The organism is Geobacillus lituanicus (genome assembly GCF_050994965.1).
In the GTDB taxonomy this organism is placed as follows: domain Bacteria; phylum Bacillota; class Bacilli; order Bacillales; family Anoxybacillaceae; genus Geobacillus; species Geobacillus stearothermophilus.
On record NZ_CP194773.1, the window covers coordinates 1,654,111 to 1,676,286 of the forward strand.

The 22,176-nt window shown below is 48.0% G+C and carries 11 protein-coding genes and 2 pseudogenes; 9 read left to right on the plus strand and 4 right to left on the minus strand.

From position 1 onward, the window contains the following. Positions 1-34: 34 nt before the first annotated feature. Positions 35-388 carry a hypothetical protein gene (locus tag ACR1UW_RS08345; RefSeq protein ID WP_498932877.1) on the minus strand — a complete coding sequence of 118 codons (354 nt, stop codon included), beginning with the start codon at positions 386-388 and terminating at the stop codon, positions 35-37. 274 nt (positions 389-662) lie between these two features. On the opposite strand from ACR1UW_RS08345, the gene ACR1UW_RS08350 reads away from it, so the two are divergent. After that, positions 663-1,829 carry an SEC-C metal-binding domain-containing protein gene (locus ACR1UW_RS08350; protein ID WP_498932879.1) on the plus strand — a complete coding sequence of 389 codons (1,167 nt, stop codon included), beginning with the start codon at positions 663-665 and terminating at the stop codon, positions 1,827-1,829. Positions 1,830-1,891: 62 nt separating this feature from the next. Here ACR1UW_RS08350 and ACR1UW_RS08355 read toward each other — a convergent pair whose 3' ends face one another. Next, positions 1,892-2,659: a DODA-type extradiol aromatic ring-opening family dioxygenase gene (locus ACR1UW_RS08355; protein ID WP_498932881.1), complete on the minus strand. Its 768-nt coding sequence runs from the start codon at positions 2,657-2,659 to the stop codon at positions 1,892-1,894. Positions 2,660-3,089: 430 nt separating this feature from the next. Here ACR1UW_RS08355 and ACR1UW_RS08360 point away from each other — a divergent pair, with 430 nt between their 5' ends. The 7 genes and pseudogenes from ACR1UW_RS08360 (at position 3,090) to ACR1UW_RS08390 (ending at position 17,604) form a co-directional block, all read left to right on the plus strand. Next, complete coding sequence (locus ACR1UW_RS08360) at positions 3,090-4,769, plus strand: MrcB family domain-containing protein (protein WP_498932883.1); 1,680 nt, start codon at positions 3,090-3,092, stop codon at positions 4,767-4,769. Beyond that, positions 4,738-7,287, plus strand: coding sequence for a DUF2357 domain-containing protein (locus ACR1UW_RS08365; protein ID WP_498932885.1), 2,550 nt, complete (start codon positions 4,738-4,740; stop codon positions 7,285-7,287). Before ACR1UW_RS08360 ends, ACR1UW_RS08365 begins: the two co-directional genes overlap by 32 nt. Before the next feature lie 503 nt (positions 7,288-7,790). Next, a complete protein-coding gene (locus ACR1UW_RS08370; protein WP_498932887.1) occupies positions 7,791-8,138 on the plus strand; it encodes a helix-turn-helix domain-containing protein in 348 nt (115 codons plus the stop codon). Positions 8,139-8,717: 579 nt separating this feature from the next. Then, positions 8,718-11,963 (plus strand): annotated as a pseudogene (locus ACR1UW_RS08375) (helicase-related protein). 5 nt (positions 11,964-11,968) lie between these two features. After that, on the plus strand, positions 11,969-12,739 hold the full coding sequence (locus ACR1UW_RS08380; RefSeq protein ID WP_498932888.1) for a DUF4391 domain-containing protein: 771 nt from the start codon (positions 11,969-11,971) through the stop codon (positions 12,737-12,739). A gap of 4 nt (positions 12,740-12,743) precedes the next feature. Beyond that, a pseudogene (locus tag ACR1UW_RS08385) lies at positions 12,744-14,646 on the plus strand (site-specific DNA-methyltransferase). Positions 14,647-14,649: 3 nt separating this feature from the next. Beyond that, the gene (locus tag ACR1UW_RS08390; RefSeq protein ID WP_498932890.1) at positions 14,650-17,604 is read left to right on the plus strand and encodes a type III restriction-modification system endonuclease; all 2,955 of its coding nucleotides are present in this window, start codon (positions 14,650-14,652) and stop codon (positions 17,602-17,604) included. A gap of 611 nt (positions 17,605-18,215) precedes the next feature. Here ACR1UW_RS08390 and ACR1UW_RS08395 read toward each other — a convergent pair. Together ACR1UW_RS08395 and ACR1UW_RS08400 are read right to left on the minus strand one after the other, a co-directional pair. Continuing rightward, positions 18,216-19,964 carry an ABC transporter ATP-binding protein gene (locus ACR1UW_RS08395; RefSeq protein WP_033008847.1) on the minus strand — a complete coding sequence of 583 codons (1,749 nt, stop codon included), beginning with the start codon at positions 19,962-19,964 and terminating at the stop codon, positions 18,216-18,218. After that, positions 19,954-20,535 (minus strand): hypothetical protein, encoded by a 582-nt coding sequence (locus ACR1UW_RS08400; RefSeq protein ID WP_498932892.1) that lies wholly within the window; start codon positions 20,533-20,535, stop codon positions 19,954-19,956. Before ACR1UW_RS08400 ends, ACR1UW_RS08395 begins: the two co-directional genes overlap by 11 nt. A gap of 130 nt (positions 20,536-20,665) precedes the next feature. On the opposite strand from ACR1UW_RS08400, the gene ACR1UW_RS08405 reads away from it, so the two are divergent. Continuing rightward, the gene (locus ACR1UW_RS08405; protein ID WP_498932894.1) at positions 20,666-22,114 is read left to right on the plus strand and encodes an IS66-like element ISBst12 family transposase; all 1,449 of its coding nucleotides are present in this window, start codon (positions 20,666-20,668) and stop codon (positions 22,112-22,114) included. Positions 22,115-22,176: the final 62 nt, after the last annotated feature.

Here is a 22,176-nt window from a genome sequence, read left to right on the forward strand (position 1 = left end):
TCAAATTTTCGCTAGAAAATTAAGTGGGGGTAGTTCACCGAGCGTGAAGCAAATGGCGGATTTTTCGATCATGCTGGGCGATTTTGACGGAGTGGGAGTCGACTGTTTCTTGTGTTTCAACTAGTTCGACGCGGATGTGGCCGAGTTTCGCTTCGAGCCGTTCGAACCGTTCGTTCACGGTGCGCTCCAACTGGGCGATCTGCCGCTCAAACCGTCCGTCCATCTCCTCAATGCGCTTGTCCATTTCATCCGTTTTTTCATTCAACGCTTGGACTTGGCGTTGGAGCGAGTCGAATTTCTCATGGAGCGCTTCGAACTGCTTGCGCATATCGGACGCGTACAAATCAAGCACTTGCAAAATTTGCGCCAATATCGTTTTTTCTTCCACCCTCTTCACCTCCTTCCACTTCTAGCATATCAAACAAGCGAGTTTGCGAGAAGGAAAAACGGTTTCAAATCAAGCGGATTTTGTCTATGATAGAGGAGGAGATGCTGTGATGTTTGAAATGACCAAGAGCTCCTTTGGCTGCCCATTTCCATCGCATCGGCCGCTGCTTGTGTTCCATGTATGAAGGAAGAACCCGCAAACCCGTCGCGAGGAGGTTGAATGTCGATATTCTGTCAGCGACGGGGGGAAATTTCAGAAAAAAGAAGGTGTGATCATGTCCTTTATTCAAACAATCGAGCCGCATTTGTTTAGCGACCATCCTGTCCTCCGCCAGTTTGCGTTTGACGCAATCGAAGAGTATCCGGATATTCCAGCCGCGCTTGTGGAGCGTTTGGTGGATGAGGCTGTAACGGCGGACAACGAAGAAACACGGAGGATGATTTTGCACGGCATCTCCAAACAGCCGTTGACCGACCGAGCGCTTGAACAGTTGTTGAGCATGAAAGATGCAGCGAAGTACATCCGTTGGTTTTTCCCGTTTCCAGCCGCCCAGCTCGAAAAATACGGAGAACAGCTGCTCCCTCACTTCCCGCGGTCTTGGCAGCGAGCTGTCCGCCTTGCTTTAGAAGGAACGGAAGATGACGTATGGGAACACTATTTTTCAGTGCTTTCGCATTTGCACGAGGAAGAGTTTCACAATCACGATTGGTTTTTAGTAGCCAAGCAAGCCGTGCGCATTCTCGTTGAACGCGGATGGATGACGAAGGAAGATATCGGTCTGGCATGGATGAAAAACGAGCAACAGCCTTGGTTTTCGTATGACGGCATTTTGGCGGTGTATGCGGTCTCGCTCGTCGGCGCCGCTGAATATATTCCCCGCCTCGCCCGACTGTTGGAACAACAAGACGGTGATGTGCTTGTTGATCAAGCCGTTTCCACCTTATCGATGTTCCAACGTGAAGAAACGATCGAAGCGGTGCGCCCATATGCGTTTCAGGAAGACACGGCGCTGTCCGCTATTCATGTGCTCGCCAACATCAAATCTAAACAGGCCGTGCGTGTATTGCGAGAAGTCTTTTCCAAGCAGCGCGATGATGACCTCCAAGCATTTTGCTTTGAGGCGCTTTGCCATCAGCTGGATAAAGAGGCGCTCCCAGAAGTAGAGCAGTATGTAAAAAGAGCGGAAAAACGAGGGCGTTCTTGGATGATTGATGTCGAACAGAACGCGTACGCCTATTATACGATTCTAGAGATCGATCACCCGAAGCTGGAAACGTGGAGAGCCATTGCCGAGCAGCGGTATCGCCATTTTCAAGCCGTGCTGCAAACACCTCCGCGGCCGACCAACATCCCATACCGCCGAAAAGAGCGAAAAATCGGCCGTAACGACCCATGTCCGTGCGGCAGCGGGAAAAAGTATAAAAAGTGCTGTGGCAAATGAGAACGCTGCTTTGTCTCAAAGAAACAGCCCGCCCCCACGCGGTGGCGTCGGAAGCGGGCCTTTTAAAAAGACACAGCCATGAGGCTTAAGCTTCCATATTGATATTCTCGGAACAACACGCGCGGCGCCCCGCCGCGATCGCCGGCCCCGTAGGCGATCCAGTACGGCGCGAGATGCTCGGGCGTCGGCACGGCCTGCTTGGCGTACGGCGCCTTGTTCTCATACTCGAACACCTCTTCACTATGGGCGGCGGATCGGCTGAGAAGCCAATCATCAAATGCGACGGCCCATTCGTCCGCCTCCGCATGCCCTTCCCAACGGAGCGCCATCAAATTGTGCACCGTCCCGCCGCTGCCGATGACCATCAATCCTTCGTCACGCAATGGACGCAGCGCCTCACCAAGCTGGAACAATTGCTTCGGCGTCCACCACGGCACGACCGACGCTTGCACAACCGGAATATCCGCTTTCGGAAATAAGCGGTAGAGCAGCACCCACGAACCGTGATCCAACCCCCGGGTCCGATCGACGGCCACTTCCGCCACACCAGCGAGACGCTCCCGCACGCGCTCCGCCCACTCGACCGACCCGCGCGCCGGATACACCACTTCATACAACTCGCGCGGAAATCCGGAAAAATCATAAATCATGTCATACGTCCCCTCAACCACCGAAACCGTCGGTTGGCGCGTCATCCAATGGGCGGTAAAGACGACGACCGCCTGCGGGCGAATTCCTTCCCCGAGTTTGCCCAAAAGCGCCGTGTACGTATTGTCTTCAATTGCCAACATCGGCGAACCGTGAGCGAGAAATAGGGCGGGGGGTCTCATCGTTCCATTCCTCCCTTGAACCATATTGACAAATCTGCTTGCGGCCTAATGCCACCTCCAAACGATTCGCCGAAAAACGGCGCCGGAATTTCTCATCCCTAGTGTAGCATAAACATCTTTCGCTCTTCTATGCACACGCTTTCTTAAACCGTGTGATGGAGGTTTGAATCTTCTCGTAGGCGTTTCTGTCTCCCTTGCGGTGAGGAGCTTTTCTTTGTCTCCCGCCATATTCATCGCCGCCCAACCCGATCGGGCGTTTGGGGAGAATGAAAGAGAGATATCACCAAGACGAATGTGCTCCTTCAACGCGCTTCTCCCACGCGAATGCTCGAAAAAACGGCTCTCCTACTAGTTAAGAGAGCTAATTTTTTAGTAGAATAGAAGAAAAATAGAAACGAAGAAAACATTTCGGCACGAAGGAGCTATTCTTATGTCATTGCACGATCTGTTCCGTGAAGTGATGGCCATCTACGAGCAAGACAAGCAGGAAAAACTGTCGAAAGAGCGGCGGACGTTTCAGTTAGTGACGCGGGCGATTCCAGAGGCGTTGAAAGCGCTGCCGTTTCTGCCGCCTGATCGGTATATGGTGAAAGGGTCGGTCGGTCAAGGGAATTGGACCGACGTGCCGTGGGTGGCGGTGATGGACCAAGAAGTGACGGATTCGACGCAGCGAGGGTATTATATCGTCTACTTATTCAGTGAAGATAGGCGCCGCCTCTATTTGACGCTCGCCCAAGGGGTGACGGAGACGCCGAAAGACGAAATGGAGCGGGTGAAGCGGGACATCCGCCAACTCATTCCCGCCGGAGAGCGCGTGCGGACCGATGATGACATCCGTCTTGGCGAAAGCAAACGGGCGAAAGACTACGAGCGGTCGGTGGCGGCGTATATCGCCTATTCGTTTGACGATCTGCCGTCCGATGAACAACTCGCGCGCGACCTCGAAACGATGATCGATTATTACCGACAGTATGTAGAGCGAACAGAACCAATGGCACCGCCCGAGCAGGTCTTTTCCTATCGGGAGGCGGTTGAGCATATTCATTCATACATATCCGCCAAAGGTTTTTATTACACAAAAGAGGAAGTGGCCAACCTCTTTCTATCGTTAAAAACAAAACCGTTCGTCATCTTATCCGGCATTTCCGGAACGGGGAAAACGAAAATCGTTCAATGGCTCGCCGAGAGCGTCGGCGCGACGGAAGACAACGGTCGCTTCACCTTAATTCCCGTCCGCCCGGACTGGAACGACGGCTCGGACTTGCTTGGCTATGTCGACATTAAAGGCGATTTCAAGCCCGGGCCGCTCACCAACGTCATCATCGAAGCGGGGAACCATCCGGACAAACCGTATTTCGTCGTGTTGGACGAGATGAACCTCGCCCGCGTCGAGCATTACTTCAGCGATGTGCTGAGCGTGATGGAAAGCCGCCGCTGGGAAAATGGGCGCATTGTATCGTCGCGGCTGCTGCCGCGAGAAACGGTGGGGCGCGACCTTTTTCTCCCGCCGAACGTCTACATCATCGGCACGGTCAACATGGACGAGACGACCCACCCCTTCAGCAAAAAAGTGCTCGACCGCGCGAACACGATCGAGTTCAACCGTGTCCGTCTCGACCATCTCGACTTTTTGCGCGATGTGCCGACCGTTGCACCCCAACCTGTCGGGCAGGAGCTGTTCGCGGCGCGGTATTTGCATTTGAAAGATGTATATGCCGATTATCCAAAGCTGGTAGAAGACGCGACGAAACAGCTCGTGGACATCAACCGCATCCTTGAGCCGCTCGGGGCGCATATCGGTTACCGCGTCCGCGATGAAATTTGTTTCTACCTTGCGTATAACGAAGAAGGAAAGCTGATGGAATTTGACAAGGCGTTCGACTATTGCCTGATGCAAAAAATGTTGCCGCGCCTTTCAGGAAGCGACGCGCGGCTGGAGCGGGCGCTCAAACAGCTGTTTGTCCTTTGCGCCGGCTTTGAACCGGACGGGGACTACAGCGGTGCGCTTGATGTGTCGTACGCCCGCTATCCAAAAAGCGCGGAGAAAATTTGGCGCATGCTGCGGAGGTTGGAGGACGATGGCTTCACTTCGTTCTGGCTCGGGGCGTGACGACTATGAGCTCGTCCATATCGAAACGAACCAGCTCACGCTCGTAATCAAAGGAAAGCCGTACCACGAACAATACGAAGGGCTCAAGCAGTACCGCCGCCTCGATTTCCACGAGACGATGGAGTTTTTCGCAAGCGGCGAAGGGGTGCGGAGCGTCAAGCTGTTTGACGTGGACGCTGGCGAGCTTGTCGACTGGTCGGGCGGCCACCGCCCGATTTTCTTTGAAAACGGCGTCTATCAGCTGCTTGTCGTTCCGAAAACCGACCGGGTGCTCTCCTTTTACCATGAGTCGCCAGCGCTGAGAAACGCCATCAGCCGTGTTGATATCGGCGGCCAAGCGGTGTTGATGGGAAATCTCCATTTCCCGAATGAAGTCGGGCTGTCGACATTCGAAATCCGCGACGGCAGCCGTTCCATTTTGGACGTGACGATCGAAATTTTCCCGACGAAATTGACCTACAAACAAGACTACCAGCGGCTGCTTGATGAAGTGAGCGAAGAAATTTACAACTTGGCGTTTCACTTTATCAAGCGCACGTACCAGTGGGCGAAGGCGAAGCGCAGCGGCGCGCCGTCCCGAAGCGAATTTTTCCGGCTTATGGAGGCGCATATCGGCGATTTTTTGCAGGCCATTCGCCATATCGAGCGGCAGCCGCACCATCAACTGTCGACCGTCCATGTGAGGGTGCGCGGCGACCAGCTCGGCCGTTTGGATGCGGCAGGACGGAATGATTTGCGCAAGCGGCCGCATGTGTTCCGCGATGTCAAACGCGGCATCGACATTGGAAGTCGAACCGTCATGCCGCAATCGGGGCTCAAAGCGAAACAAGAACTGACGTACGACACGCTCGAAAACCGGTTCGTCAAATGGATGATGACGCGCCTTGCCGAGAAGCTGCGCGATTTGTTCGAACACGTGCAAGGGAAACAAAAGCGGTACGAAACAGAACCGGATCCGGATTTGCTGGAGCGCATCCAATCGATGATCCGCGCCCTCGAAACCCGTCTCCGCCACTCCTTTTGGCGGCCGATCGGGCAGCTTGACCGCTCTGTTGCGAGCCTCGTCCTGCAAATGGCGCCTGGATATCGCGACGCTTATCAGCTGTTTCTCCTCATCACCCGCGGCCTCGCCTTGCAGGGAACGCTGTACCGAATGTCCGTCAAAGACGTGGCGACGCTGTACGAGTACTGGACGTTTCTAAAACTCGGGCAGCTTCTCGGGAAAAAATACAGACTCATCAGTCAAAACGTCATCCAAGTGAACCGCTTGGGGCTGTTCGTCCATCTCGACAAAACCCGCTCCGCCAAGCAAGTGTGCGAACATCCGCACACGGGCGAGCGAATCACGCTCACGTACCAGCTGTACGAAGGGAGGCTGCCGACCGTCCCGCAAATGCCCGACACGGTTTTGGCAATTGAAAAGAAGGGAAAAGACTATACGTTCAACTACATTTTCGATGCCAAATACCGCCTCGATTTCGCCGTTTCCGGCAGCGCGTATGAAAAACGGTACGGAATGCCAGGCCCGATGGAAGACGACATCAACACGATGCACCGCTACCGTGATTCGCTTGTCGCCCGCCGCGGCGGCCCGTACGAGCGCACCGCCTTTGGCGCCTACGTGCTGTTCCCGTGGCATGACGAAGACAGCTACCAAGCGCACCCGCTGTACAAAAGCATCAACGACGTCAACATCGGCGGCCTGCCGTTTTTGCCGAACGCCACCCGCCTGGTCGAGCAGTTCATCGAGCGGTTGATTGAAAAGAATCCCGAAGAACTGCAACAAGAAGGCATCCTGCCGCAAGGGATCATCGAAGAATGGCGGTCGGCGTTCGACGAGCATGTGCTTGTCGGCATGGTGCCAAGCGCGCGGCATTACGAAGCCTATGTGAAGCACCGCTTCTACCACATCCCGGTCAAGCAGCTGAAAAAAGGCTGGCAAGACGCGCGCTACATCGCCCTTTACCCGAAACAAGGAGCCGCCCCGCAAAACGGGGTCACGTGCTTTGGCAAAATCACCGCTGTGAACATCGTCAAACGATCGGCCATCACCGAGCTGCCGAAACGAAGCGATGAGGAATACGTTCGCTTCGAAGTCGAAAGCTGGCACTTTCTCCAACACGTCATCCGTCCCGTCGGCTACGGCATCGCCGTTTATGCGATGACGACGCTCAACACGCTCAAGCAGGCGAAAGAACTGCCGGAACTGTTCATGAAATCAAGCGAGGAAATCGCCCTTTGGCGCATCCTGCGGCGGCTGTCCGACCGCATCCGCTTCGACCTTGACGCCCGCTACTTGGATCAGGCGTCCAAAATCACCGCATACCGCGTCAAAAACGTGTCCATCCGCCTGGAAAGCGGCCGTCTCATCATCACAAACGGCGCAAAGCACAAAACAATCCCCGCCGACCTGCTCCGCAGGCAGCCGTCGGCCGTGTTTCGCGAAGTGGTGGGGATTATGGGGGAGGGAAGGATGCATGGCCATGTGGGTATGATCGAGAGACAAGGCTGGGTCTGATGATCCATGTCTGTTTCAATCCATTTTGGCATGTATAAATGATTGCATGTCAGTAGCATAAATGCTATCATTGTGTATAATAATTGGTAAAGGGTAGAGGATATTGTTTGAGGTAATATACACAGGAAATGTAAAGGAATTTGAAAATCATCTACTGAGTAAAGCCGAGCAAGAACTTAGACAAAAAGGTCGTCCGGGTATATGGTGTCATGTTGCTGATGTATATGCCAGGCAACTTACGATTATTCAACATCATCCATATCCTTCTGATCCAGAGGACAACAGCTTTCCGGATGATATCATCCCTCCGTCGTTGAAACATCTTCGCATGAATACTCGTTATGATCATTTTTACAGATGGGGGATAAGAGGTGGAAGAACTGGAAATCACAGAATTATATTTGCGATTCACAATTTTTCAAAAGTCATATTGCTTCATTATTTTGACAAGCAGTATAACGGAGCGATAAGACGAGAGGATATTGTGCCGGCTGAATCAGCATATGAACGTTATTGCGCTTTCGACCCTTGCCTTTATTAATGGACTGGAGGGAAAAACAATGAGTGATTTTTTTAAGAAATATGCAGCCATTCGAGGCGAGCAACATGTTCAAAAACTTCGATTGGAAGGAACGATAGCTGCACAGATTAAAACAAGACGAAAGCAGCTGAATATGTCTCAACAGGAACTGGCAGATCGCATTGGAGTTCCAAAATCCACGATTGGGAGAATTGAATCGGGGCTTACAAGTCCTAGGGTAGAGACGCTTTTTAAAATTTCGCAGGCATTGAATACTCCTTTTATCATTGATGGTACAAGCAGACAGGATCATAACCTAAAAAGCTGGTGATTTAGTGAAGAAGGTTGATGGCCCACCTATTTTTCAATTAGAGAAACTTTGACAAACGGGCTTGCGATTCTGATCCAACGCCGTTGATTTGCCCGCAACGCCCCGTTTTTCACCGGGCTTCTAAATGTTCAAGTTTAGCGCATAATAGGGAAATCGATGAGTTCTTTGATTAACTGAGAGTACATGTGAATTTTCCTCCGATGATTTGGCTCGGTCTCCTTTACCATACGGGAAAATTCGCATTTTTTGTATCCTCTATTTTCCCAATGCGCACCTATCTTGCCGTAAATGATCAAGTACAACTTGTGGTGAAGAGTTGGAAAAGCTTAATCACTCACTTTTTGCACCCTCCCGACGAAAATCGGGAGGATTTTTTGCGCCCATCGTTGATGGAGAGGCTGGATGTCTTGCTCCTTGACGTCGAGTTCGATCAATTCGTTCCTAGATCGAAACAGAGCCCTCGTTCTTAAGCTGTGTCTATGATAATCAATCTATAGTTTCGACAAATTTCAACAACATCCTACCAGTTGTTTTCGTAAAATAAAACCATAAAGAAAAGAAACAAGGAGCCATTCGTGCATGAAGACAAAAGGGATGATTGACAACAGACAAAACGGCCTAGTCGGCGATGCGTTGAAAGCGCATATCACAAAAGGCAGCAAACTATCGATTGCAGCGGCGCATTTTACGTTATATGCGTTTGCAGAGTTGAAAAAAGAACTGGCGCAAATCGATGAATTCCGTTTTATTTTCACAGAGCCTGCCTTTGTGCGCGGTGATCGTTCATTCAATGAATGGATGAAGAAAAACGAAGCGGCGCTGTATGGAGTAGAAGAAGAACGAAAATACAAAATCGAACTTAACCAAGCATACATAGCAAGGGAACTGGCGAAATGGCTGAAACAGAAAGCAAGAGTGAAATCGGTCGTCAATCAGCCCATTCAAGGCAGCTTATACCATGTGCGAAATGAGGACGGGTCACAAATCGGCTTGATCGGCGGGGCGCCGTTTTCCAGTCCGGGGCTCGGCTACAGCAGCTCCCCCCATTTTTATTTTACCCATATGATGAATGATCGAGATTCCAGCGCCCAGCTGCTTTGCCAGTTTGAGGCGATTTGGCAAGATGAACAGGCGCTGCAAGATGTGAAAGACGAAATATTGTGGCGCTTAGAAGTGATGTATAAAGAAAATTCGCCAGAGTTCATTTACTTCGTGACGCTCTACAATCTATTTAAAGGCTTCTTGCAAGATGCGAAAAACTACGAATCGCTACAAACAAGAACGGGATTTGAAAATACGGTCATTTGGAACAAACTTTACGATTTTCAGCGCGATGGGGTAATTGGCGCCATCAATAAAATCGAAACGTATGGAGGATGCATTATCGCCGACAGCGTCGGGCTCGGAAAAACGTTTGAGGCGTTAGCGGTCATTAAATATTACGAACTGCGCAATCATCGCGTTCTCGTGTTGGCGCCGAAAAAATTGCGGGAAAACTGGGCCATCTACCGTTTAAATGATAAGCGAAACATTTTAGCCGCAGACCGCTTTTCCTATGACTTGCTCAACCATACCGATTTATCGCGTGAGCGCGGATATAGCGGCGATATTAATTTGGAGCATGTGAACTGGGGAAATTATGACCTAGTCGTCATCGATGAATCACACAACTTTCGCAATAATGATCCGCGCAACGATCGGGTGACGAGATACTCCCGCTTGATGAACGATATCATTAAAGCAGGGGTGAAAACGAAGGTATTGATGCTTTCCGCCACCCCCGTCAACAACAAGCTGGATGACTTGAAAAATCAAAATGCCTTTATTACAGAAGGAAACGACAAGGCATTGGCGGAAACAGCGAACATCAAAAGCATCAGCCAGACGATTCGGCGCGCCCAGTCGCAGTTTAACAAATGGAGCCAGCTTCCCGAAGAAGAGCGGACGACCGAGCGGTTGTTGGATATGCTCGATTGGGATTATTTTGCTTTGCTTGATTCGCTGACAATCGCCCGTTCGCGCCGCCATATCGAAAAATATTACAACGTGGACGCTATCGGGCCGTTTCCGACGCGTCTAAAGCCGATCAATCTGAAAGAAAAAATCGACAGCAAAGATGAGTTTCCGCCGCTTGAGAAAATCAACAACGACATTTTGCGGCTTCGCATGGCGGTCTATTTGCCGATGCAATACGTGCTGCCGCACAAAAGAGCGGACTATAGCGAAAAATACGACACAAAGGTCGCAAACGGCCGAGTGTTTAAGCAAACCGACCGCGAGCACAACCTTGTTTATTTAATGAAGTCGAATTTGCTGAAGCGGCTAGAGAGCAGCGTTCATTCGTTTTCTTTGACATTGCAAAACATCATCCAACAAATCGACGAACATCTCGAGAAAATCGACCGTTGCGATGGAAGTTCTGGGACAATTGGCTAGATGGACGAGATCGATGCGGAAGATCCGGAATTGGAAGAGGCGTTGATTGGCTTGAAAGTCAAAATCTTTTTGAAAGACATGGATTTGATCCGTTGGAAACAAGATTTGCTATACGACCGGGAGGTTTTGCTGAGGCTGCTTCACCAAGCGCGGAACGTAACGCCGGATCGCGATCAGAAGCTGTTGGCGTTGAAACGATTGATTGAACAGAAAATCAAGCACCCCATTAACGAACAGAACAAAAAGCTGCTCATTTTCACCGCTTTTGCCGATACGGCAAACTACTTATACGAGAATTTGCATCAATGGGTGCGAAACCAATTTGGCTTGCACTGCGCGGTCGTGACGGGCGCCGATCGGCCGAAAACAACATTGAAGATGAAGAAAGTCGATTTCAATCATGTGTTGATGAACTTTTCGCCCGTCTCGAAAGAGCGCGATAAAGTGATGCCAGAAATGAAGGACGAAATCGACATTCTCATTGCCACCGACTGTATTTCCGAAGGACAGAACTTGCAAGACTGCGATTATCTCGTCAACTATGACATCCATTGGAATCCGGTCCGCATCATCCAGCGGTTCGGCCGCATCGACCGGATCGGCAGCAAAAACAATCAGATCCAGCTCGTAAACTTCTGGCCATCGATCGAGCTTGATGAGTACATTCAACTTGTCAATCGGGTCAAAGGCCGAATGACCATTTTAGATATTTCAGCGACTGGCGAAGAAAACGTCATTGCCGACAACAGCAATGAAATGAACGACTTGGAATACCGCCGCAAGCAACTGGAAAAATTGCAAAATGAGGTCATTGATTTAGAGGATATTTCCGGAAATATCTCGCTGACGGATTTTACTCTCGACGACTTCCGGATGGATTTGTTGAATTTCATGAAGGAACATAAAGAAGAGCTCGAGCGGGCGCCGTTTGGACTGTTCAGCATTACCGCCAATCAAAATGAAAAACTGAAAGACGAAATTCAGCCAGGCGTCATTTTCTGCCTAAAACAAACGGCGCCGATGGCATCTGCGCATGAACAAAACGCGCTTCATCCCTATTATTTGGTGTATGTCCGCAAAGACGGCACGGTGTTGTACCATCCTGGGCATGTCAAGAAAATGTTGGACCTGTATCGCTCGCTTTGCAACGGCAAAAAAGACGTCGAATGGGGCTTGTACAAGGCGTTTTACCAAGAGACGAAAAACGGAAAAGACATGGGGCAATACAAGGCGCTGCTGGAAAAAGCGGTGGAAGAGATCGTCGGCAAGATGGACCAGCAATTGATGCTCAACATCTTCAGCCTTGGAAACTTGGACGCCTTCGTGACGAACGCCAACACGAGTTTGCAAGACTTTGAGATCGTTTCGTATTTGATCATTGAAGGGTGAGGATCATGGCCGCATCCGTGTTTTATGCTACAATAGGACTGGACGAGCGCGTCCGCCCGTTGCATAAAAAGCTTGACAAAAAAATGTTTTACGACTATGCGGATTTGACGAAAAAAGAAAAGGACTATATGACGAAAGACATCGAGCGGATCGAGTTGACATACTTGTTGACCTCAAGGGTCATCAACATTCAGCCGTTCGTCAACGACGACTACCATTACGAAGGGGTCATGTTTATCACCGTTCGGCTGCGCACGGAATCAAAGGATGCGCACGTTTCCGTGATCGGGGAAATCATCCAAAAAACAGTGCCCAATCCGACCGTTATCGTGTTTGAAAAAGAAAGAAACGTTCAAATCGGAACATGCCGAAAGCGACTGAACAAAAACGACCGAACCAAAACCGTGGCCGAAGAATGGGCGTATACGCCGTGGTTTTCACTCGATCATGCTGACGAGACGGTCAAGCAGTTTCTTCGCGCCGTCCATATGGCGAAGCTGTCGTTCGCCAACTTTTTTCGATTTTATCAAGACATCCATCTGGCGGTGCAGGCGTTCCAGCACGCCAAAGCGATCGGCGCCTTTTACATCGCCGCTGATGAACAATCCAAACAGCTCGTCGCGAAAATCGAACAGGCGGAAGTCGAAATCGCAAAATGGAAAAACGAAATCAAAAAAGAAACGCAGTTTAATCGAAAAGTCGAATACCATATGAAAATTCAACAGCTAACGAAGCAAATCGAACAATGGAAGCAACAATTGCGCGGAAAGGAGTAGCACGATGGAGAAACTGGACGGAAAGTCGCTTGACCTTGTCAAAACAAACATTGAAGCGTTAAAGCAGCTATTCCCGGAAGTTGTCACGGAGGGGAAAATCGATTTTGACAAATTGAAGCTTGTTCTCGGCGAAGAGATCGAAACGCGCAATGAAAAATATGAGTTCACCTGGCACGGCAAAACACAGGCAATGAAACTCGCGCAAACGCCATCCACCGGCACGCTGAGACCGGACAAAGCATCCAGCAAAAACTGGGATACGACTGAAAACCTTTATATTGAAGGCGACAACCTTGAAGTATTAAAGCTGTTGCAAAAATCGTATTTCGGAAAGATTAAAATGATCTATATCGACCCGCCGTATAATACGGGGAAAGATTTTGTGTACAAAGATGATTTCCGTGACAATATCAAAAATTACAAAGAAATTACCCAGCAAACGACAAAGGCGAATACGGAGACAAACGGACGATACCATACGGATTGGTTAAATATGATGTACCCTAGATTAAAATTAGCTAGGAACTTATTAAAAGAAGACGGGGTCATTTTCATTTCGATTGATGATAATGAATTGGTAAATTTAAGGAAAATTTGTGATGAAATCTTTGGAGAAAATAATTTAATTGCTCAATTTACTTGGGTGAAAAAAAAGAAGGGAAGTCATTTATCGAAAAGCATACGCAACATAACTGAATATGTAATTGCCTATAAGAAGGGGGATATAACTATTGAATTGTTTGGAGAAAGTGCATATTCTGACAAGTGGCAACCACTCGTAAAAAGAACAAACAGCCATAAAGTGTTAGTTTTTCCTGCTAACTCAGTAGAAACTAAACTAGACGATGGTACTTATGAGGCTGGAAGATATGGAGAAGGTAGTACCTCTATCGAATTTTTGAAATCATTTGTCGTTAAAAATGGTTTAGTAATATTCTGAGATTGAAGTTAATGGGGCGTTTGTATGGACACAAAATAAATTAGAGGAAGAGCTAAAATTAGGTACTCGAATATCGCTATCGAGTAAATTTGGCTTTAATGTGTTGAAATTTGACCAAGACAATAAAGTAAAAAGACCACCAACTTTATTGGATAACAAACTGAACATTGGGACGAACGAAGATGCTTATGAAGAATGCCTCTCGCTTTTTAGAGCAGAAGGAGTGGCTAGTTATCCCAAGCCTGTGAGCTTAATAAAATATTTAATTAATACATTAGGATATTATGATAAAGAGATGATTGTTTTAGATTTTTTTGCGGGCTCTGCAACAACTGCACATGCTGTGATGACCTTAAATGCAGAGGACAATGGTAATAGAAAATTCATTATGGTTCAGTTAGATGAGTTTTTAGATCAAAATGATGACCAGCAAAGGAGAACTTATGAATACTTAAAATCTATTGATAAGCCACCTGTTTTATCTGAAGTAGGAAAAGAACGCATCCGTCGGGCGGGGGAGAAAATCGTTCAAGAAACCGGAAAGACCGATTTAGATATCGGTTTTAAAGTGTTTAAGCTCGATTCTTCCAATATTAAAGAATGGGATCCGGACTTTGATAACCTCGAACAAACGCTTTTCGATTTGCAGAATAACATTAAGGAAGATCGGACGAAAGAAGACTTGTTGTATGAGATTTTGCTGAAAATCGGGTTGCCGTTGACGGTGCCGATTGAGGAAATCGACTGCCGCGGCAAAACGATTTACAACGTCGCCTACGGTTCTGTGTTGGTCTGCCTAGAAGATGAGATTGACTTTGACCTTGTTCAGGAGATGTTGAACTACAGGTCCGAGCATATGCCGCCGAAAGTCATTTTTAAAGAATCCGGCTTTATGAGCGACGCGGTGAAAACGAACGCCTTGCAAACGTTGAAAAAGCACGGCATCACGGATGTGAGGAGTGTATAACCGATGAAGCTGAAGTTTAACGCGGATTTGGACTACCAACGGCGCGCGATTGAGTCGGTGGTGCATATTTTCAAAGGACAGGAATTGAGCCAGTCAAACTTCACCGTTTCGTACGGCCCTGAGGCGGGAATGCTTCAAACGGACTTAGGCGTCGGGAATCGGCTTGACCTGACGCCTGAGGAAATTTTAAAAAACGTCCAAGACATCCAGGTGAGAAACGGACTGCCGCGCAGCGAGCGGCTCGATGGCATGCATTTTACCGTTGAAATGGAGACAGGTACGGGGAAGACATATGTCTATTTACGAACGATTTACGAATTGCATAAACATTACGGATTTACGAAATTTGTCATTGTCGTTCCGTCCGTGGCGATTCGCGAAGGGGTGTACAAGTCGCTGCAAATTACGAGAGACCATTTCAATGAACTGTATGACCATACGCCAGTAGAATACTTTATTTACGATTCGCAAAAACTCGATCAAGTCCGTAACTTTGCGACAGCGACAACAATCCAAATCATGATCATTAATATTGACGCGTTCCGAAAAAGCTTTGAAGACCCGGAAAAAGAAGATAAAGCGAACGTCATTCACCGTCCGAACGATCGTTTAAACGGGTATCGCCCAATCGAATTTATTCAACAGACGAACCCGATTGTCATTATCGACGAACCGCAAAGCGTCGATACGACGCCGAAATCAAAAGAAGCGATCGCCTCGCTTCATCCGCTTTGCACCCTGCGCTACTCGGCGACGCATGTAGATAAATATAACATGGTGTATCGCCTCGATGCGGTCGACGCGTACAATCAAAAACTGGTGAAAAAAATTGAAGTCATGTCCGTTCGTTCCGAGCCGTCTTTTAACGTACCGTATATAAAACTAATCGAGGTAAAGGAAGGAAAAGCAAAGATCGAATTGGACGTCGAGTCGCGCGGAAAGGTGAAGCGGACGACGAAAACGGTGAAATACGGAGACGATTTGTACGATATTTCCGGGGAACGAGAATTGTATCGTGGCTATATCGTCGAGCAGATTGATTGGACGGAAGGAAACGAAGCGATTGAAGTAAATGGCTATCGTCTGCGGGTCGGTGATGCGATCGGCGATATTGACGATGATGCGATAAAGCGGTATCAAATCCGCAAAACGATCGAAGAGCATTTGAACAAAGAGCTGCAGCTTCGCCCGCGCGGAATTAAAGTGTTAAGCCTTTTCTTTATCGACAAAGTCGCCCATTACCGTGATTATGATAAAGATGGCAATCCGATTAAAGGAAAATATGCGGTGATGTTTGAGGAAGAATATAAGGATTTGATCCAAAAACCGAAATACCGACAGCTGTGGGATGACCCAGGCATTGATAAGGATGTGGAAAAAGCGCACAACGGGTATTTCGCGCAAGACAAAAAAGGACGGTTGAAAGATACGAAAGGGAATACAGAGGCGGATACGGATGTATACAATCTCATTATGAGGGACAAAGAACGGCTGCTCAGCCTCGATGAGCCGCTCCGCTTCATTTTCTCCCATTCCGCGCTCCGTGAAGGATGGGACAATCCGAATGTCTTCCAAATTTGCACGTTGAAAGACTCATCAGGCACCTATGTATCCAGACGCCAGGAAATCGGGCGCGGCTTGCGATTGGCCGTCGACCAAAACGGGGAGCGGGTGCATGACGATCAGATCAACATATTGACCGTGATGGCGAATGAGTCATATGAAGAATTTGTTGACAATCTGCAAAGAGAGATTGAAGAAGATACAGGCATCCAGTTCGGCAAAATCGAAAAACATGTATTTGCCAAACTCGTTTATGTGGATGAGGCGATGGAAGAGCCGGTGCAAATGGGTTATGATTTATCATTGAAGCTGTATGAGGAATTAAAACAAAACGGCTATATTGACAAACAGGGCAAAGCAACGGAAAAACTCAAACGAGCCATTGAAGACTATGATCTCCATCTGAGCGACGAATTCCAGCCGTGGCGATCGTCCATCGTGAAAGAGATCAAACGCCATTTGCAAGCATTGCCGATCAAAGATGGGACGAAAAAGAAAAAAGTCAATGTCAATATGGCGGTTCTCAATCAAGAAGAGTTTCGGCAATTGTGGGACAAAATCAAATACAAAACCGTCTATTCGGTCGATTTTGACAGCGAACAGCTCACTGACTTGTGCATCGCCGCCATTCAGGAAATGAAGCCCATTGAAAAAATCCGCATTGTCAGCCGGAAAGGAAGGGTGGAAATTGATCATGTGACAGGCGTACAGGCTCAGGTGGTCAGCGAAAAAGTGGAGGATTACGTCAGCTTGCACCATACGCTTCCAGACGTCATTACCGAGCTGCAAAACCGCACGAATTTAACACGCAAGACGATTGTCCGCATCTTAACCGGCTGCAAACGGCTCGATGATTTCAAAAACAATCCGCAAAAGTTTATTGAAGAAGTGGCAAACATCATCCAGCGCCAAATGAGGCTGTTGCTGAAAGATGGCGTGAAATATTACAAAATTGGTGATGATGCGTATTACGCGGTCGAACTGTTCCAAAACGAAGAGTTGCTCGCCTATTTGAACGACAACGCCATCCCGAGCGAAAAATCGCCGTTTGACCATATCCTTTACGATTCCGATGTGGAAGAGCGGTTCGCCAAACGTTTTGAACACGATGAGAACGTAAAAGTGTACGTCAAACTGCCGAGTTGGTTTAAAATTGACACCCCAATCGGCTCCTACAATCCCGACTGGGCGCTTGTCATCGAAAAGGATGGAGAGGAAAAACTGTACTTCGTCCTCGAGACGAAAGGACAGGAATGGGAGGACGAACTGCGTCCCGGTGAAGCAGCGAAAATTGCCTTCGCCCGCAAACACTTCCAAGCCATCGGAACAGACGTGGAATTCATCGGACCGGAGAATGATGTCGAGCGGTTTATGTTACGAGCCTTAAGCCGTTGAAGGTGGGGACAAAACAGAAGCCAAGCGGGCTTCTGCTTTGTCTTAGCATCACATTATGAATTGACCCGGTTGAATGCAAAATCTTTGAGACATCCAAGAGCACATTCCCGAGCAGCAACAGGGCGCTAGTGTATTGCACACTTAGAGAAATAGGAGTTGATAAAAAATGAGCTTCAAAGCGGAAGCGTTGCGAGTTTTCATCGCTTCGCCATCGGTGTAGAAAAGAGAGCGGCATCGCACCGCTCTTTTTGTATTTTTGATCGGTCGACAAAGTTCGATGGCAATGTTTTACAAAAATTGATACAATCAAATTGAACGTGTTGCCTATAGTGGGGAGCTGATTCATTGTTTCAGCTCCTGTTTTTGGAAGAATGGTTGCTTCACAGAATGAATCCTTGACACGCAAGGGGAGCAAAGAGGGTTGCACCTATGGACATCCGCATTCGTAAGATCTTGGTCTTCCACCATTGATTGACCGGCTGGGTGCGGTGGACTCTCAATGCCAGCCTCCTGCTGGTGCTGGCGTTCAGTGGCTCACAAAGTCCTTTGTTCTTCCTCTTGTTAAGGTGCGAAATGTGAGTTGGAAAGTCGGTGAGTATATGGCTGCCTAATTACCTTTTGCCTTGGGAAAACTGATGGGTGACCAGCTTTTGATATAAACGATGGGTAGCCAGCAATAATTCATGGTTTCCCTGTCCAGTAATGCGCCCGTCTTCGACAACGAAGATCGTGTCTGCATCGGTGACGGTAGAAAGCCGATGGGCAATAATCAACGTCGTTCGACCTTTCATCACGTTTTTCAGCGCTTCTTGCACTAGGCTTTCTGAGTCGCTGTCCAAGTTAGAAGTGGCTTCATCTAATAGCAGGAGTTTTGGGTTTTTTAAGATGGCTCGAGCAATCGCAATACGTTGTCTCTGCCCTCCTGAAAGCTTGATCCCTCGTTCGCCGACTTCTGTTTCATAGCCATTCGGCAATTTTTGAATAAATTCGTGAGCGTTGGCCAGCCGAGCGGCCTGTTCGATTTCTTCATGCTCAGGCATGCTTTCGAATCCATAACAAATATTTTCTCGAATGGTGCTTGACAAAATGGGAATATCTTGAGAAACGTAGCCAATCGCTTGTCGCCATTTTTGTAAATCGATTTCATGGATAGGTATGTTTCCTAACAAGATTTGTCCCTCGTCTGGCAGATAAAAGCGTTCAATCAGTGAAAAAATGGTGGTTTTTCCGCCGCCGCTGGGGCCAACAAAAGCGTAAATTTTGCCTGGCTCAATGGTAAAATGAATGCCTTTTAGCACCGGTTTATCTTGATGATAAGAAAAGGAAACATGTTTGAACTGCAATGTTTGATTGAAGTCGGGTTCTTTTTGTGAGCCCAGCAGTTCCCGTTGCTCTTGAAAGATTTCATTAATCCGCTCTGTAGCCCCCAATGCTTTTTGAAAGGTGGTGAAAAAGGAAGCTGTAGCAGTGAAAGGCATGACAATTTGAAAAATATAAATGATGATGGCCGCAAGCTCTCCCGCCGTCAAATGCCCAGATGCAACCTGGGCGCCGCCATAACCGACAATGATCACGACAACGAGCATCATGACGGTGGCAATCATCGGTGAGATGACGGCATAGACTTTCGCTTCTTTCAAACCGAAGGTCATTAAATTTTTGATCTCTTGATCTCCTTTTTCTGCTTCCATGTGTTGACCGTTATAAGATTTCACGAGACGGATATCTTGCAAGATCCGGCCAAGATGTCCCGAAAACTTGGCCAGTTCATCTTGCGTGCGCAAAGAAATTTGATGCATCTTTCTTCCCAACGGCATGATGATGAGCATAGCAGCGGGAACGGCCAAAAAGATAAAGAGAGTAATTCGCCAATCAATCATAATCAGTAAAATGATGGAACCGATCACAGAGACGATGCCACTAAAAAATGTGACGAGATGGTTGGAAATAAGCAATTTGATGACTGCTGTATCTTGAGTAATGCGGCTCATCGTTTCCCCCGATTCATAGCGGTCAAAAAAGGAAACAGGCAAATGAAGGATGTGGTTCCATAATCGACTTCGAATCTGGGCTACTAGAGCTTCTCCGGCATACGACATGAGATAAAACGAGATGCCGCCTGCCGCCGTTTGAACGAGAAAAGCAGATAAGAGCCAAAAAATTTGTTGCCACTTCATTCCGCCATGGGCTAAGAGATCAATAAAGTCTTTCGCAAACAGGGGGATGATCAACCCAGCCCCGCTTTCAATCAATCCAAGAATGAGGGCGAAAGCAATGAGCGATTTGTTCAATTTTCCTTGTTTGAGCAAATACCAAAATGGTTTTGGACTGCCTTGTTTCGTTTCGATCCTATTTTTCATATCCACTGTTCTCTCCTTCCTTTGATTCCTTCATATCTATACCCATGTGCTCAAGACGTTGCATGTAGTCATCCATCGCTTGTTCAAGCCACTGCGTCTCTTCTTTGGAAAAGGGGAGGGGACTAAGAACATCCCATTCTTCTTTCCACTCAAAAGAATCCCATTGGTTCTGGTTAAGTAGCTCGGTAATCTTTTCAACGGTCTCCAAGCTCAAAAGACCAAAAGTAGAGCGCAGGAACGTTTCAATCATGTGCTGTACGTCAGGGTGGTCGGCGGGGAGTCCGTACAGTTCGTGAACTTGTTTGACGAATTGGGCATAGGATTTGATCATTTCGTTCTCTTTTTGCTTGAGTTCTTCATTATGGAAGATGGCATCAACCGTTTCTTGGTCTAGGTAATGTGTCATCAATCGTTTTTGATCATCTTCTGTTTGAATGCTGCGGATTAAGCTCATCAAGAGAAGGCTGTCAATTTCTCCTTCTTCCTCTAAAAGGGTGATGGCATATTCAATGGCTTGAATGGATCTTTCTAACTGTCTTCGTTTCTGTTCTAGCATGTTTTTTTCCAGCATCAACGTTTCTTTTAAGGTAAGGTCGTATGTTGGTTGGTGGTAACTATTCAGCCACATCATAAAGTGAGCTGAATATTTTCTTCTTTCCTTGTCTATGATGTGAATACTGATAGACAAGGAGGTGAATCGCATGTTGACGGTACAACAAGCTGTATTTACAGTTGAGAGCTTAATCGGCAAAGTTCAACAACAAAAACAGCTCATTCATCAACTCATTCAAGAAAATGAACATTTGCGTCACGAAAACAAACAACTACGCAAAGAAAATGAACAACTGAAGTACCGTGTTCAAGAGCTGGAAGCACGCACGAAAAAAAACAGCTCCAATAGCCATTTGCCCCCATCTTCTGACCGTTTTGAGAAAAAGCGTTCCTCCCGCGAGCCGTCTGGCAAAAAGCCTGGTGGGCAAGAGGGACATGAGGGGAAGACGCTCCGTCAAGTGGAACATCCACATCATCGTGTCGTCCACCGTGTGCATACGTGTCAAGGATGTGGAGCTTCTTTGTGTGAAGTCAAACCGTTCAAAGTCGATATCCGTCAAGTGTTTGATGTCCCTCGTGTGGCGATCGAGGTGACACAACATGAACGTGAAGTGAAATCGTGTCCACATTGTCGATGCGTGCAACAAGCCGAATTCCCATCCCATGTCACGAATCATGTGCAATACGGTCCACGGCTCACGGCGCTCGTTGTTTATTTACATCATATCCAATTGATCCCGTACAAGCGTTTAAGTGATACAATCGAAGCGTTATATCAACACTCGATTAGTACAGGAACCCTTGCCAATATGGTGAAACGAGGACGCGAAGCGCTGGAATCAAATATGGACATCATCGAAGACGCCTTACTTGAATCCAACATCCTGCATGTCGATGAAACGAGTTTGCGCATCAATGGGAAACTCGCATGGGTGCATGTCGCGTGTACATCGAGATATACATACTTGGCTCCTCACGCTTCTCGTGGAAAAAAAGCGACCGATGATATCGGGATTCTTCCCCGATATGAAGGGACGATGATGCACGATGCGTTCGGTACATATCCGAAATACACACATGCCACCCATGCCCTTTGTCACGCCCATCATTTGCGTGAGTTAAAAGGATTCATCGAACAAGGGCATACGTGGGCGATGCGCATGACCACGTTTCTGTTAGCCGCCAAGCAAGCCGTCGAAGCCCATCACGGTGCACTTTCCGAAGAAGAAGCGAGACGGTGGGAACGAGTGTATGATCGCATCCTAGAAAGAGCACAACACCGATTAGAAACGATGACGCCTCTTCCGAAAAAAGCACTCGCTTTTGTTCGACGCCTTCAAAAACGAAAGGAAGAAGCGCTGCGTTTCTTACGTGAAGTACATGTTCCCTTTGACAACAACCAAGCCGAACGCGATCTTCGCATGGTCAAAGTCAAAGAGAACATTTCGGGTACGTTTCGCGAAGAAACATTCGCGCAGTCGTTTTGCATCGCAAGAAGCATCGTTTCCACACTGACGAAACACGAAAAAAACGTGTGGGATTCGTTATGTCTTCTGTTGGCAGGCGAAACGATCGATCGAGTTCTTTCCGCTACCTAGGGCATTTTCTATGACCGAAATGCCCTATTTGTGCTGGGCTTTTTTATACACTAGCACTGGGG

What these genes read in the sequence shown, in the direction of transcription:
- ACR1UW_RS08370 (WP_498932887.1), top strand. Translation starts at nt 7,791, where the DNA reads ATGAACGTTATTGCGCTTTCGACCCTTGCCTTTATTAATGGACTGGAG.
- ACR1UW_RS08400 (WP_498932892.1), bottom strand. Translation starts at nt 20,535, where the DNA reads ATGCTGGAAAAAAACATGCTAGAACAGAAACGAAGACAGTTAGAAAGA.
- ACR1UW_RS08390 (WP_498932890.1), top strand. Translation starts at nt 14,650, where the DNA reads ATGAAGCTGAAGTTTAACGCGGATTTGGACTACCAACGGCGCGCGATT.
- ACR1UW_RS08365 (WP_498932885.1), top strand. Translation starts at nt 4,738, where the DNA reads ATGGCTTCACTTCGTTCTGGCTCGGGGCGTGACGACTATGAGCTCGTC.
- ACR1UW_RS08380 (WP_498932888.1), top strand. Translation starts at nt 11,969, where the DNA reads ATGGCCGCATCCGTGTTTTATGCTACAATAGGACTGGACGAGCGCGTC.
- ACR1UW_RS08405 (WP_498932894.1), top strand. Translation starts at nt 20,666, where the DNA reads ATGTTGACGGTACAACAAGCTGTATTTACAGTTGAGAGCTTAATCGGC.
- ACR1UW_RS08395 (WP_033008847.1), bottom strand. Translation starts at nt 19,964, where the DNA reads ATGAAAAATAGGATCGAAACGAAACAAGGCAGTCCAAAACCATTTTGG.
- ACR1UW_RS08350 (WP_498932879.1), top strand. Translation starts at nt 663, where the DNA reads ATGTCCTTTATTCAAACAATCGAGCCGCATTTGTTTAGCGACCATCCT.
- ACR1UW_RS08360 (WP_498932883.1), top strand. Translation starts at nt 3,090, where the DNA reads ATGTCATTGCACGATCTGTTCCGTGAAGTGATGGCCATCTACGAGCAA.
- ACR1UW_RS08355 (WP_498932881.1), bottom strand. Translation starts at nt 2,659, where the DNA reads ATGAGACCCCCCGCCCTATTTCTCGCTCACGGTTCGCCGATGTTGGCA.